This window comes from Streptomyces sp. SM11 (assembly GCF_002910905.1).
Lineage (GTDB): Bacteria > Actinomycetota > Actinomycetes > Streptomycetales > Streptomycetaceae > Streptomyces.
Genome location: NZ_NEUE01000021.1, coordinates 1 through 13,422, shown reverse-complemented (window position 1 = coordinate 13,422; position 13,422 = coordinate 1). Strand labels below are relative to the sequence as shown.

Annotated in this window: 12 protein-coding genes; 8 read left to right on the top strand and 4 right to left on the bottom strand. The window is 72.9% G+C overall.

The window, feature by feature from the left end:
• Positions 1-5 precede the first annotated feature (5 nt).
• Positions 6-1,706: an ABC transporter ATP-binding protein gene (locus tag B9S58_RS01550; RefSeq protein WP_103530354.1), complete on the top strand. Its 1,701-nt coding sequence runs from the start codon at positions 6-8 to the stop codon at positions 1,704-1,706.
• A gap of 69 nt (positions 1,707-1,775) precedes the next feature.
• On the opposite strand, the gene B9S58_RS01545 is transcribed toward B9S58_RS01550, so the two are convergent.
• Positions 1,776-2,870 carry an alpha/beta hydrolase-fold protein gene (locus B9S58_RS01545; RefSeq protein WP_103530353.1) on the bottom strand — a complete coding sequence of 365 codons (1,095 nt, stop codon included), beginning with the start codon at positions 2,868-2,870 and terminating at the stop codon, positions 1,776-1,778.
• Positions 2,871-3,454: 584 nt separating this feature from the next.
• Here B9S58_RS01545 and B9S58_RS01535 point away from each other — a divergent pair.
• Positions 3,455-3,925: a DUF3592 domain-containing protein gene (locus B9S58_RS01535; RefSeq protein WP_146063439.1), complete on the top strand. Its 471-nt coding sequence runs from the start codon at positions 3,455-3,457 to the stop codon at positions 3,923-3,925.
• 468 nt (positions 3,926-4,393) lie between these two features.
• A complete protein-coding gene (locus tag B9S58_RS38615) occupies positions 4,394-4,525 on the top strand; it encodes a hypothetical protein (RefSeq protein WP_258044143.1) in 132 nt (43 codons plus the stop codon).
• 59 nt (positions 4,526-4,584) lie between these two features.
• Here B9S58_RS38615 and B9S58_RS01530 read toward each other — a convergent pair whose 3' ends face one another.
• Positions 4,585-5,007, bottom strand: a complete 423-nt coding sequence (locus B9S58_RS01530; protein WP_103530350.1) for a MarR family winged helix-turn-helix transcriptional regulator — start codon at positions 5,005-5,007, stop codon at positions 4,585-4,587.
• 187 nt (positions 5,008-5,194) lie between these two features.
• On the opposite strand from B9S58_RS01530, the gene eno reads away from it, so the two are divergent.
• Complete coding sequence (eno, locus tag B9S58_RS01525; RefSeq protein WP_103530349.1) at positions 5,195-6,496, top strand: phosphopyruvate hydratase; 1,302 nt, start codon at positions 5,195-5,197, stop codon at positions 6,494-6,496.
• Between the two features lie 118 nt (positions 6,497-6,614).
• Here eno and B9S58_RS01520 read toward each other — a convergent pair whose 3' ends face one another.
• The gene (locus B9S58_RS01520; protein WP_103530348.1) at positions 6,615-7,592 is read right to left on the bottom strand and encodes a DUF3048 domain-containing protein; all 978 of its coding nucleotides are present in this window, start codon (positions 7,590-7,592) and stop codon (positions 6,615-6,617) included.
• 175 nt (positions 7,593-7,767) lie between these two features.
• Here B9S58_RS01520 and B9S58_RS01515 point away from each other — a divergent pair, with 175 nt between their 5' ends.
• The 4 genes from B9S58_RS01515 to B9S58_RS01505 all read left to right on the top strand — a co-directional run bounded on the left by B9S58_RS01515 (position 7,768) and on the right by B9S58_RS01505 (position 11,594).
• Positions 7,768-8,394: a TetR/AcrR family transcriptional regulator gene (locus B9S58_RS01515; protein WP_258044142.1), complete on the top strand. Its 627-nt coding sequence runs from the start codon at positions 7,768-7,770 to the stop codon at positions 8,392-8,394.
• 93 nt (positions 8,395-8,487) lie between these two features.
• Positions 8,488-8,676 (top strand): DUF6069 family protein, encoded by a 189-nt coding sequence (locus B9S58_RS40125; RefSeq protein ID WP_219818864.1) that lies wholly within the window; start codon positions 8,488-8,490, stop codon positions 8,674-8,676.
• A 270-nt stretch (positions 8,677-8,946) separates the two neighbouring features.
• On the top strand, positions 8,947-9,390 hold the full coding sequence (locus B9S58_RS01510; protein ID WP_103530347.1) for a hypothetical protein: 444 nt from the start codon (positions 8,947-8,949) through the stop codon (positions 9,388-9,390).
• On the top strand, positions 9,387-11,594 hold the full coding sequence (locus tag B9S58_RS01505) for a tetratricopeptide repeat protein (RefSeq protein WP_103530346.1): 2,208 nt from the start codon (positions 9,387-9,389) through the stop codon (positions 11,592-11,594). The genes B9S58_RS01510 and B9S58_RS01505 overlap by 4 nt, the downstream gene beginning before the upstream one ends.
• Positions 11,595-11,613: 19 nt before the next feature.
• Here B9S58_RS01505 and B9S58_RS01500 read toward each other — a convergent pair whose 3' ends face one another.
• Complete coding sequence (locus tag B9S58_RS01500) at positions 11,614-13,335, bottom strand: hypothetical protein (protein ID WP_181009140.1); 1,722 nt, start codon at positions 13,333-13,335, stop codon at positions 11,614-11,616.
• Positions 13,336-13,422 lie beyond the last annotated feature (87 nt).

The following is a 13,422-nucleotide window of genomic DNA, read 5'->3' as shown; positions in this document are numbered from 1 at the left end:
CCCTGATGAAGACTCCTGACACGAAGCGGCCCCGACCGGGGGCCGCCATCCTGCGGACGGCACTGCGCCGCAACATCGGCGCCATGATCGCGGGCACCGTCCTCATGGGCCTGTACCAAGCGGCCGAGACCGCGTTCCCCATCGCACTCGGACTGATCGTCGAGCACACGATGCAGGACCGCAGCCTCGCATCGCTCGGCGTCTCGATCGGCTCGCTGGCCGTGATCATCACGACGGTGTCCCTGTCGTGGCGGTTCGGCATGCGCGTGCTGCAGAAGGCCAACACGACCGAGGCGCACCGCTGGCGGGTCCAGGTGGCCGCCTGCGGGCTCCAGCCGGTGGCCAGGGACGTGGACCTCAAGTCCGGCGAGATCCTGACCATCGCCACCGAGGACGCCGACCAGACCGCCGACATCATCGAGGTGGTGCCGCTGCTGATCAGCTCGCTGGTCGCGGTGGTCGTCGCGGCCGTCGCGCTGAGCCTCGCCGACCTCAGGCTCGGTCTGCTGGTGATCGTGGGAACCGTCACGATCCTGTCGGTCCTCGCCGTGATGTCCCAGCGGATCGGAGCCGGCACGCAGGAACAGCAGGCCCGGGTGGCCCGGGCCGGCGCCAAGGTCGCCGACCTGATCATCGGGCTGCGCCCGCTGCACGGCTTCGGCGGCAACCACGCCGCCTTCGGCGCCTACCGCAAGGTCAGCACGGACGCGAAACGGCAGGCGATCACCGTTGCCCGGGTGCACGGCACGTACGCGGGCACCGCGCTGGCCCTCAACGCGGTCCTCGCCGCGGCCGTCTCGCTGACGGCCGGCTGGCTGGCGTTCGAGGGCCGGATCACCATCGGGGAACTCGTCATGGCCGTGGGCCTCGCGCAGTTCATCATGGAACCGCTCAAGATGTTCTCCGAGATGCCCAAGTACGTGATGATGGCCCGCGCCTCCGCCGAGCGGATGGCCCTGGTCCTGACCGCACCGCCCGTGACGACACCGGGGCCCGAGCGTCCGGAGCCCGGCGGAGACCTGGAGATCGACGGCGTACGCCACGGAACGCTCCAGGGGGTCAAGTTCACCGTTCCGTCCGGTGAGTTCGTGGCGATCGCCGCCTACCAGCCACGCGCGGCGGCCGAACTCGCCGCCGTCCTCGCGGTGAACGTCGCCCCCCATACCTACGGGGGAGTGGTGCGGGTCGGCGGGCGGGAGATCGGTGACCTGTCGATCGAGACGGTCCGCGGACACCTGCTGGTGAACCCGTACGACGGGGAGATCTTCGCCGGCACCCTCCGTACGAACATCGACCCGTCGGGCACCGGCCGGTCGATCGCGGCGGCCGTGGAGGCGTCCATGCTCACCGACGTCGTCGCCCTCCACCGCGAGGGGCTCGACCACGCGGTCCGTGACCGGGGCGCGAACCTCTCCGGCGGCCAGCGCCAACGGCTCTCCCTGGCCCGCGCGTTGGCCGCCGACACCGAGGTGCTGGTCCTGCACGATCCGACGACGGCCGTCGACGCGGTGACCGAACAGCTCATCGCGCGCAACGTCGCGAAGCTGCGCCGCGGCCGCACCACGCTCGTGCTGACCAGCAGTCCGGCGCTGCTGGACGCGGCGGACCGGGTGCTCGTCCTGGACGGGGGCGTCATCACCGCCGAGGACACCCACCGCAACCTTCTCGCGGGGGACGAGGCGTACTGCCTGGCCGTGGCCAGGTGAACGGAGGGGTTCCCGGGACGCGTGCTCACCCGTCCCGGGAGCCCGGCGCGGACACGTCCGGGGAGCGACTCAGCCCAGAGCCCAGGCGACGTCCCTGAGCAGGGCGTGCCGCCAGCCCGCCCGGTCGTGCCCCGACGCCGAACGAGAGACCCGCACCGTGGCGCCGGCCCGCTCGGTCAGTGTCTCGGTCAGCTCGCAGTGGGGCAGCATCGGGCGTTCGTGCTCTCCCACGTCGAACGCGCACCGCAGCCGCGACAGGTCGACGCCCCGGCGCAGGCGGTCGGCGATCGCGCCGCCGACCGGTCCGGCCAGCGGATCCGGCAGCGCCTGCGCGCCGGGCGACCACCAGAAGGACCCCGACTGGCAGGCGATGCGCGAGACCAGCTCCGGGAACTCCAGCGCCGCGTACAGCGCGCTCAGCCCGCCCAGGCTCTGCCCGGCCACCACCAGCCGGTCCAGGTCGGCCGGCACACCGCAGTCGCCCACCAGCGGCAGCAGTTCGTCCCGGAGCGCCTCCCACAGCGCGGGGCGGCAGGCGAACTCGGCCTCCCGGTCCTTGGCCGGTACGAGAACAAGGGTGACCGGGGGCATCTCCCCCGCGGCGGCGGCCGCGTCGAAGGCGACCACGGCCGGGTGCAGATACAGCCAGTCGTCCCCGTCGAGCAGCAGCACCACCGGCCCGCCACCGCCCACCGGGTGGACCCGCACGGTGCGCCGTCCGCCGAGCCGGTCGCTGCTCCAGCGGATCCGGGTACGGGGGAGGGGCGGCACATCGTCCGCACCGAGGTCCGGCCAGTGCGGCTGCGGCGGGGCGTCCGGCGTCGCGGCGAGGGAACGGTCGGCGCCCGCACCGGCCGGGTTGAACGGGTCGGCATGGGCCACGTCCCCCACGAGGACGCGATAGGTCACCCGCAGCCGCGCGGGCACGGGCACTTCGGCGTACCAGCAGTCCGTGCCCTCCCACTGGCACAGTGGGACGGGCGGCGACCAGCTCTCGAAGTCGAGCACGGCCCCGGAGCCACGCCACAGGAAGAGGGACAGCCAGCCGTCGTCCACGGGTATCGACGCGGGTGTACGCGCCGCCGCCCAGAACGCGTCGGTGCCGGGGCGGCCCGGCAGACCGAAGGCGGCGAAGGGGCTCTCGGCGTCGGTCGCCAGACGCATGAACGTCTCCCTTTGAGAGGGGAAGGGGGGAGGGGAGCGGCTGGACCACTCTGCATTAGGGGAGCCTAACCTAATGGACGTGAACGGTAGTTGGTGGTCCCCGCGAGGACCATCGCCCCTCGGCGGTCCGACCGCATGCCAGGAAGGCGCGGCGGACACCAGGGAGGTGCGCCTGGCGCATCGAGGCGCACTGGACCGGTCTACCCGTCAAGTCGCGTGCGGAGTCCGCAGATTGACCTCGCGCGCCGGGGCTCCCGGTCGGCCGGAGGGCGCTGCGCCGCCTCCGTGGTGTACAGCATGCTTGTCCAGCAGGCCGGAATCCCCCGGGGCGAACAGGCCTGCACGGTGGCCGTCGTGTGCATCGCCTGCTCGGTCGTCGCGCACAGCGGTACCGGCGTTCCGATCGCCGGGCTCTTCACCGTCGAAGTCATCGCGGGCATCGTCCGTCCCGGCCGCCCCGGGCCGTGGCGGCCGACCAGGCGGCGAACGCCGCGAAGTCCCCGTCCGCCGAAGCAGCCGAACAGCAAACAGATCGTGCGTCCGCCCGGCTGCCCTGCAAGCCGGACAGGCCCTGGAGGAGCAGCGTGCGCAAACCGTCCGCCGATCGTGTGTTCACGGCACTGTTGGGCCTCGTCTCTCTGATCGCCGGCGCGACTCTCGCCCTGGTGGCCTACGTCCTCGCCGACGAGATCGGCGAGGACCACCGTGCGACACTCGACCGCCGGGTCACCGCGATGGTCTTCGACAAACGGGTGGTGAACGAGGGCGGCGGACCGAACGGCGGCACCCGGACGGACACCTTTGTCAGGTACCAGGTCGGAGACAAGCGGTACACCTCCACGCTCAGACGCGGCAGTTCGGGCGGCGAGGTCGGGGACACCGTGCAGGTGGCCTATGACTCCGACCGGCCCGAACGCCCGTACACCGTCGCCTACGCCGAGTCCGAACCGCCGAGCGACGCATCACGCATCACGGGCGTCGTCCTCACCTCGCTCTTCGCCCTCGCCATGATCGGCGGAGGGGCTCACTTCCTCTTCACCGGAGGAGGCCGCTGACCGGCCGGGACGTGAGGACGCGTCGAAGAGCCCCGGCAGCGGGTACGAGCGGATGAAGGGCGGCTCGGCCGAGTGGGCATGGAAACGCACAGGGGGCCCGGTGCAGTGCAGGGCACGAGAGAGTGTGGATCACCGACGGAGTTCCCGGACCGGCCGTTCAGGACGCCGGGCATACCGGAGGCCCCACCCATGATCGAGGAGCCGAGCCGTGTGCGCCCTCAGCGACTGGTTCGGGGACATCCCGCCAGTGCTCGTGATGGCCCTGCTCGGTGTGCTGGTCGGCATCCTGCCCGTCATCGTGGCCGCATCGGGCCGTACGGCAGTGGACGCCCCGCACGACCGCGACGGAAGGATCTCACGCCTGCTCACCGCCGTCTCCGACCGGTACTGGTTCACCAAGCCCGCTATGCCCGAAGGGAACAGCCCCGCAAGCGGCCGGGCGTCCACAAGGAGCGCCGGCGCACAGCCGTGGAAAGGATCGCCGTCACCGTCGCCCGCACATGCGACGCGTACCGGGAGAAGGGCTTCCACCGGACCGAGCACCCGGTCCCGGCCGAGCGGTTCGACCAGCTCCACTTCCTTCCCCTGTACGAGCCGTGATGTAGCCGGCAGACGTACGCGTCACAGCCACTCGTTGACGGCTGCGACGAGGACACCCCCTAGCGCCCGGCGAGCCGCTCCATCAAGGCGACGCTGAGCGCGAGCACCTCCTGCTCCTCTTCGCTGAGTTCGAGGTCGATGGCCCGGGCGAGCCAGTCGGCCCGGCGGTCGCGCTCCGCCTCGAGTGCCGCCCGCCCCACCTCGGAGAGGTCGACGAGGGACTTGCGGCCGTCCGTCGGGTGCGCCCGGCGGACGACGAGGCCCTGGTCCATGAGGAGGCCGACCGCGCGGGCCATCGACTGGGGACGCACGCGCTGGTCCGCCGCGAGGTCGCTGGTGGTCATGGCCCCGTCCCGGTCGAGGACGCCCAGAACGGCCACCTGGCCGTGCGGGATCCGGTCCTCCTGCTTCACGCGCCGCGCGAGCTTGCCCATGGCGGTGCGCAGATCGGCGGCGACGGTGGCGGGTTCCGGGGTGGGCATAGGGCACTTTAACCCGCGGTCGTCAGCGAGTCTGCGCAGGTCGCCCGTGCGCTGGCCCGCGCCGGTCAACTGGCCAGCGTTACTGAACAGCAGAGCTGAACAGCATTGCTGTAGAGTTCCCTCGTCGCGGCCCGCGCCGGCGCTGTCGCAAGATCGCCGCGGCATGTGACTACCGGAAGGACCTCGCATGGCCCGCAAGGCAGCTGAGCCCACCGCCATCCAGTCCGTCACCGCCCGCCGGATCATCGACAGCCGGGGCAACCCCACCGTCGAGGCCGACGTCCTCCTCGCCGACGGGTCCCTCGGCCGCGCCGCGGTCCCGTCCGGCGCCTCCACCGGTGCGCGAGAGGCGCTGGAACTGCGCGACGGCGACGCCGGGCAGTGGCACGGCAAGGGAGTCGACCGTGCGGTCGCCCACGTCAACGGGGAGATCGCGGCCGCGGTCGTGGGCCGCGACGCGGACGACCAGGCGGGCCTGGACGCCGCGCTCGTCGCGCTCGACGCCACGCCCGGCAAGTCCCGGCTCGGTGCGAACGCGATCCTCGGGGTCTCCCTCGCCGTGGCGAAGGCGGCCGCGGCGGCCCACCGCCAGCCGCTCTACCGCTATCTCGGCGGCGCCGACGCCCGTCTTCTCCCTCTGCCGATGATGAACATCATCAACGGCGGGGCGCACGCCGACAATCCGCTGGACTTCCAGGAGTTCATGATCGCGCCGGTGGGAGCGGAGACCTTCGCGGAGGCCGTCCGCATGGGTTCCGAGATCTTCCACACCCTGCGGCGCGACCTGCTCGCCGCCGGACACTCCACTGGTGTCGGCGACGAAGGAGGCTTCGCGCCCGCACTGCGCACTGCCGAGGAGGCGCTCGACTTCGTCATGAGCGCCGTCGAACGTACCGGATACCGTCCCGGCACGGACATCGGCCTGATCATGGACCCGGCCTCGTCGGAGTTCTTCCGCGACGGTGCGTACGTGTACGCCGGTGAGGGCGTGCGCCGCACTGCCTCCGAGCAGGTCGACTACCTGGCCCAGCTGATCGAGGCGTACCCGATCGTCTCCGTCGAGGACCCGATGGCCGAGGACGACATGGACGGCTGGCGGGAGCTGACCACCCGCGTCGGCCACCGGTGCCAGCTCACCGGCGACGACGTGTTCTGCACCGACGAGACACAGGTGCGTGAGGGCATCCGTACCGGCGTCGGCAACTCGGTCCTGGTGAAGGTCAACCAGATCGGCACCCTGACCGAAGCCCTCGCCACGGTCGCCACCGCGCGCCGTGCGGGCTGGAGCGCCGTGATGTCCCACCGCTCGGGCGAGACGGAGGACACCACGATCGCGGACCTGGCGGTTGCGACGGGCTGCGGCCAGATCAAGACCGGCTCGCTGTCCCGCTCCGACCGCACGGCCAAGTACAACCAACTGATCAGGATTGAGGAGGAGTTGGGTGATTCGGCGCAGTACGCGGGCGGGGCGCTGCTGTCCCGATCCTGACCGTCTGCCGGGGAGGCACCCGGCCCGCCCCACCCCTGGTGCGCGGTAGGGGCGGCCCCCGGCGGACAGGTGCGTCCACCGGGGGCCTCTCCCACTGCCCGGACGCCCGCCCCGGGTCTCAGCCGCCCGCCGTGGAACCGGCGCCCCCGCGCGCCGCGTACAGAATCCAGAGCGGCCCTTCGGCCAGGTCTACGCCCCGTCCGTCCGGGCCGGTGAACACGGTGTCCGCTTCGGCCGCGCTCCGCGACCACCGGGCGTCGTACGTCCGGCCGTCGCGCAGGACGACCGCGCTTCCCGATCCCACGGTCTCGGTGAACGGCGTGACGCTTCCGGACCGGTCGCTGAAGTCCGACGGACGGACGGTCACGTCCTGGACGACGACCGTGCCGGCCCCGATTTGTGTGCCGTCGGCGGTGCGGGCGGGGGAGCCGTCCAGGGAGACGAGCCACCGGTCGCGCTCGGCGGACCAGGTGAAGGTCACGGACGCGGACGGATAGCGGACCGTGCGGCTGTCCGCCGGTTCGCCGCCGGGTGGCGGCGAACCGGCCCTGAGCCCCAGCTCCTCGACGGCGTCGACGCCGGAGGCGGTGAACGGGATCCGCTCCGGCCGCAGATAGAGATTGTGCGGTGCGGGTCGGTCCTGGCCGCGGAAGTACGCCCCCGGCGCCTTCGAGGGCGGTACGGCCTCCAGCGGCGCGCGGTCGATGACCGGCAGCAGCCTGCTCTGCGCGCCGGAGAAGGCCAGCGTCGGCCGACCGAACTGCCGGAGCAGCTCCAGATCGGTCTCCCGCGCACTGCGCACCGGGCCGATGACCAACGGCAGACCGGAGGAGTAGACGGCGAGGATCCGGCTCAGCCCGGCCTCCACCTGCTCGACATAGACGATGTCGGCCTGTTCGAGACCGGTGTGGGGGCGTGCGGACGCCACATTGTCGATCTTCACGGCGAGAACACCGGCGGGCCTGCCCGCATCGGACGGGGAGCTGCTGCGGGGCGAGGGCGACAAGCCGTCCCCGCCGGTACACGCGGCGGTCACGGTCAGCACGAGCGCGGTGAACAGTGCTGCGACCGATGTCTTCACTCCGGCTGCGAACATGGCGAACGCCCTTCCGGGACCGCCGGCCGGCGGTGTCGGCGGGACACCGCCGTGTCGCGGCCCCCCACCCATCATCACGCGTCCCGCGCGCCGGTGGTTGCGCCGCACGGGGCCCCGGCCCGGGACGGTCCTGGAACTTCGACGGAGTGAGTACTCACTCCGTAACGTTCGGCCCATGTCCGAGAAGCAGACGACCCGTCGCCGTGCGGCGGGCATGAGCCCCGAACAGCGCCGCGAAATGATCGTCAGGGCGGCTGTCCCGCTGATCGCCGAGTACGGCGCCGCCGTCACCACCGCCAAGGTCGCCCGCGCGGCCGGCATCGGCGAGGCGACGATCTTCCGCGTCTTCGCCGACAAGGAGGAGCTTCTGGACGCCTGCATGGCCGAGGCGATGCGCCACGACGATGCCGTACGCGAACTGATGTCCATCCCGGCCGACCTCCCGACGGCCGACCGCCTGGCCGAGGCCGCCGACGCCCTGGAGGCGCACCTGGACCGGATGGGCGCCATCGCGGGATCACTGCACGCCTCCGGCCACCGCCGCCGCGACACCCCGACCGGCGAACGAGCCCGCGGCGTGGGGCGCGATGGGCCGATGGCCGCGATCAGGGATGCGGTCGCCGAACTCCTGGCGCCCGACGCCGAGTCCTTCCGCCTGCCGGTCGAACAGGCCGCCGCGCTCTTCCTGGGCCTGCTGCTCACCCGTCCGCACCCCGACGACCCGTCACGCCTCACCGGGGGCCGGCTGGCGGACGTGTTCCTCCACGGCGCACTCGCCGCGACACAAGGGGCGGACCGATGACCGGCTCCCCGCACCGAAGCCTTCGGACCACCACGGTCCTCGTCGCCGCGCTCGCGCCCGCTCTCGTCCGGCTCGTCGCCGACCGGTCCTCGGCTGCGCATCACCGGCCCATCGGCGCAGGAGACGCTGGACACGGGCCTGCTGCCGGTCGTCCTCATCGCGCTGCCGGCGTCACTGGCCGGCCGGGCCCTGCCGGCCGCCCTCGAACGCTTCACGCGCCGGCCCCGCCTCCAGTGGACCGTGGCCGCGCCGTGGTGCTCCCGCTGTCGTTCCCGCCGCTGACCGGATCCGGAACGACCGACGGAATGCGGCCCGCGCTCCGCTGACGCACGTCGTCGTGGGAGCGGCACGCGTGGCCGGACCGCCGGTCCGGCCGGACGCACCGGAGCGCCGGGCGTCGTGGCGGTGGGAGACCTTCCGGACCGACATGGCTGGAACTGCTCTGCGCCGCGCACCCGATTCCGCTTCCGAAGGCGCTGTTCGCTCTCTACGGTTGCACCAGCGACGGGTTACGTGCCCGTACGGTGCGACAGGTGAGGCGGAGGGGGTTCGGTGGAAGCCGAGTTGACGGCACTGGCGGCATCGGGTGCGACGACGTTCGTGGGGCTGATGGCGACGGAGGCATGGGCGCAGGTGCGCGGGCGGGTGGCCCGGATCCTGGCGCGCGGTGAGGACACCGAGGCGGTCGACGCCGAGCTGGAGGAGTCCCGGGCCGAGCTGACGGCGGCCCGCGCGGACGCCGACGAGGAGACGGCCGCGGACATCGAGGCGGAGTGGCGGACCAGGCTCCGCCGCGCCCTGCGCGCCAACCCGGAGACGGCGGACGAGCTGCGGGAGCTGCTGGGGGAACTGGCGCCTCAGCAGCCCGCCGGCACGACCGTGTCGATCAACCACAACACGATCAGCGGCGGCACCTACAACGCACCCGTGATCATGGCCCAGTCGGTCCACGACGGCGTGCGCACGACGTCCCGACAGGAACCGGGCGCCAGGTGACGGCCCCGGGTTCCTGCGACGGGCCCCGGCACAGCGCGCGGAACGACTTCTCCGGCACGAGCCACGGCCCGGTCGTGCAGGCCGGCACGATCCACGGCGGCATCACGTTCCATGTCGAGCCGGCGGCGCCGGTCGGAACGCACGTCACACCCGATGAGATCCCGCCACTGACCGTCCGGTTGATCAACCGGACCGAAGGCCTCGCCAGGCTCGACGGCTGGCTGGTCCCCGAGGCGGGCGACAAGGACGGGGACGGGGAGGACGCGGACGAGGACGACCGCGCGAGCGTCGGCTTCGCCGCGCTGCACGGGCCGCCCGGCGTGGGCAAGACCGCACTGGTGTCCCGCTGGTCCGAACGGGGCCGGAAGCGGTTCCCGGACGGACAGATCTATGTCGATTTCGCGACCCTGCGGGGAGACTCGGCGGGCGCGGACGTCTCCGAGGCGGCCCGGTGCTGCCTGCGGTCCCTGGGCATCGACGACGCCTACATCCCGGCCACGTTCGCGGAGCGGATCCAGCGCCTGCGGAGCCGGTCCGCGGGCAGACGTCTGCTGGTCTTCCTGGACAACGTCTCCCAGCCCGGCCAGGCCGCCGCGCTGATGCCGAAGGGAAGGGGCAGCTTCCTGGTGGTGGCCGGCGGCAGCGGCATCGGAGAACTCGCCGCCGACGGTGCGAAGCTGATGGCGGTGGAGCCGCTCGACCGGGCCAGTGCCCTGGAGGTGCTCGCCGACCGGTGCGGCGCGGAGAGGACCGCCGCCGATCCGGCCTCGGCGGAACACCTGGTGGAGCTCTGCGACGGGCTGCCGGTGGCGCTGCACGTGGTCGCCGCCCGGCTCGCGGCCAAGGCCCGGCTCACACTGGCGGCGCTCGCGGCGGAGCTGGCCGACGAGCCGCGCCGACTGGCAGGAATGTCCCTGGGAAAGGAGCGGCCCGTGGCCGCCGCGTTCGATCTCGCCTACCGTGAACTCGCACCGGAGACCGCCCGGCTCTACCGTCTGATGGGCTGGTACCCGGGAGCCACCTTCGACGCCGGAGTCGCCGCGGTGGCAACGGACCTGGACCCGGGACGTACCGTGGACGCGCTGGAAGCCCTGACCCGCGCCAGCCTGCTGGAGGAGATGCCCGACGGGCGCTTCCGCTTCCACGACCTCGTACGGCTGCACGCCGGCGAACGCGCGACGGAGGAAGAGGCACCGGACGGGCGGACCGCTCTCGTACGGCGGGTGACGCTGCACTACCTGGCCCTCACCGCACTCGCCGACCGGGCGGTCCGGCTGGACCGGCTGCGGATCGCCGACCTCGCTCAGTGGCTCTCCGACGTTCGCGACCCCTTTGCCGCGCCGGGCGCACCCCGGCCCGTGGACTGGCTGGAGGCCGAGCACCGCAACATCCTCGGTGTCCTGCGGGCCGCCGCGCGCGAGGAAACGCTGCACACCGAGGTCTGGCAGCTCGCGGAGGCGTTCACGGTCCTGTTCTTCCACCACCGGCACCTCGGCGACTGGCGGGAGTCGCTCGAACTCGGCGCGGCCGCCGCCGCCGAGGCGATGGTCCCGGCCGCCGAGGCGCGACTGCGCAGCCTGCTGTCGCGCCCGCTGATGGACCTGGGTGAGTACGAGGCCGCCCGGCGCGAACTGGACACCGCCCAGGCCTGTGCCGAGGTAGCGGATCATCTGGTCGTCCGTGCCTCCGTGCAGGAGTTCTCCGGACGGTACTGGGACCGCACCGATCCCGCTCGGGCCATGGCGGCCTACCGCAACGCCCTCGACCTCAACACGGCCGCGAACGAAGGCCGCGGCGCCGCCATTGCGGCCTACTTCCTCGGCTGCGCCCAGGACGCGGCCGGGCACCCCCGCGAGGCCCTGCACACCCTGCGCGGAGCCCACGACGAGCTCGTCGCGTGCGAGGACCCGCGGATGGCGGCCCGGGCGCAGGCGGCCATCGGCATCGCCCACGACCATCTCGAAGAGACCGACGAGGCGGTCCGGGCGCTGGGCGAAGCGGCCGAGATCCTCCGCGCGGAGAAGGCGACCCACTACGAGGCGCAGGCGCTCGTCGCCCTCGCCGACATCCAGGAACGCACGCAGGGCGATCCCCGCCAGGTACGCGCCCGTCTGGAACGCGCCCTGAAGATCTATGAGGCGGGCGGCAGCCCCCGCGCGGAGGAACTGCGGGACCGGCTGGCGGGAGGAGAGCCGGCGGGATGACGCGGGGAGCCGTGCGTGCTCAGCCGCACGAGCCGCCCGGCCGGGGTGCGCGCAGCCGGAGCGCCACGTCCTCGGCATACCCGCCGACCCGCACGGTCACCATGGTGTCGTCGAACGGAGCCGCGGCGCGCAGCAGCGCGTAGACGGCCGCGGCGGGCAGCGCGGGGTCCCGCGCCGGCCCCGTCACGGCCGCCTCCACGATCCGCCCGTCCCGCAGTCCCACCAGAGCGCCGCCGCCGGCCAGCGAGGCCGCCGCCAGCCGGCAGCCCGGAAGGCGGTTCAGGGTCTCCCCGATCCACCGGACACCCGCCGCCGCGGAACGGACGGGAGCGCCGCACAGAAGCACCGAGGCGCTCTCCAGCAGACGCCGGTCCGGCTCCCGCTCGTCGCAGGCGAGATGGCGAAAACGCCCGGCCGTCGCGTCCTCGCCCGGGTCGTCCGCCTCCCGCCACACCGCCGCGGGCTGTCTGCGTACGGTGACGGCGGCCGGCCCGCCCTCCGCCGGCCCGGTCGTGGTGACCGTCCAGGCGGTGGCCTTCGCGCCCGACTCGACGGGCTCGGCCAGGAACCACTCCGGCGGGGCGGTGGACACCGGCTCGGGAAGGCCGAGCAGGTCGTAGAGCGCGGTACGCAGCCGGGGCAGCGCCCGGCCCGGCTGGTGGAAGGCACCCTCGGTGACGGTGGCGAAGAGCTCCGGCCGCCGTACGGCGAGGGCGGAGACGATCTGTCCGTGCACGTCGTCGTGGGCATCGAGACGGGGCGCGGCCCGGCCGAGTGCGGCCACCGCGGTGCCGGGCACGGCCTCGCTCCCGAAGGCTCCCAGCAGAACCGGTTTGCCGAGCGCCGCACCGTACAGGGTCACCGACCCGTGGTCGCCCACGACCACGTCCGCCGCGACCAGCGCCGACCGCCACGCGTGGATGTGCGGAATCAGCATCAGCCCCGCGTCCAGGGCGGGCGCCAGAATGTTGCGGATCTGCCAGGAACCGTGCCCCGACCAGACGTTGGGGTGGACGATCGCCGCCACCCGGAACTCGTCGTAGGGCAGGGCGGCGAGAACGCGGGCCGCCAGCCCGGGGTCCTGCCCGAACAGGGAGGTGGGTCCCCAGGTGGAGCTGAGCACCACCAGACGGTGTCTGTCGGGCACGCCGAGCGCCCGGCGGAAGGAGCCCGCCCGGTCCGCGCTGACCAGCAGTTCGTCGAAGCACGGGTCACCCACGAGCAGCGTGCGGCCGGCCGTCTTCGGATGCGAGGAGAGCAACTGTTCCTCCTGCCCCGGATGCGAGATCGCCAGCCAGGCCCTGCCGGACTCCAGCAGGCTGTCCGGCACGACCCCCGACAGCCGGTCGCCCGGGGCACGGGCGTCGGGGACCTGCTTCTGGAAGCCGATGCCGTGCGGCAGCACGAGGACCGGGCAACGCCCCTCGGGCACATCGATGTTCTCGCTGGCGGTGAGGATCAGATCGGGCTCGGCGTGACTCACCTGCTCCCAGGGGACGACCCGGCAGCCCGCGTCGTGCAGCAGGTCCAGCACCCCGTCGTTGAAGGCCGAGGTGGGGTCGTGGGCGAAGACGACCGTCACCCGTCCGTCTCCGCGCAGGAGGGCGGGCAGGCATTCGAGGACCCGTACGGTCGAGGTCACCGTACGGGCCGCTACGACCAGGGTCTTCTCACCGTGGAAGGTGCTCCAGCGCCCGGCGTCGCTGCCGACGGGGACGCGGAGGGGCTGGCTAGCGTGCATGGCCACCCCGAAAGGCTACGGGCACACCGCCGCCGGAGCGGCTCGCGGCTCGCGGCTCGCGGCTCGCGGCTCGCGGCTCGCGGCTCG

Excerpts from the sequence above, each read along its gene's own strand:
- B9S58_RS01550 (WP_103530354.1), top strand. The coding sequence starts at position 6 with ATGAAGACTCCTGACACGAAGCGGCCCCGACCGGGGGCCGCCATCCTG.
- B9S58_RS01545 (WP_103530353.1), bottom strand. The coding sequence starts at position 2,870 with ATGCGTCTGGCGACCGACGCCGAGAGCCCCTTCGCCGCCTTCGGTCTG.
- B9S58_RS01530 (WP_103530350.1), bottom strand. The coding sequence starts at position 5,007 with ATGCCCACCCCGGAACCCGCCACCGTCGCCGCCGATCTGCGCACCGCC.
- eno (WP_103530349.1), top strand. The coding sequence starts at position 5,195 with ATGGCCCGCAAGGCAGCTGAGCCCACCGCCATCCAGTCCGTCACCGCC.
- B9S58_RS01520 (WP_103530348.1), bottom strand. The coding sequence starts at position 7,592 with ATGTTCGCAGCCGGAGTGAAGACATCGGTCGCAGCACTGTTCACCGCG.
- B9S58_RS01515 (WP_258044142.1), top strand. The coding sequence starts at position 7,768 with ATGTCCGAGAAGCAGACGACCCGTCGCCGTGCGGCGGGCATGAGCCCC.
- B9S58_RS01500 (WP_181009140.1), bottom strand. The coding sequence starts at position 13,335 with ATGCACGCTAGCCAGCCCCTCCGCGTCCCCGTCGGCAGCGACGCCGGG.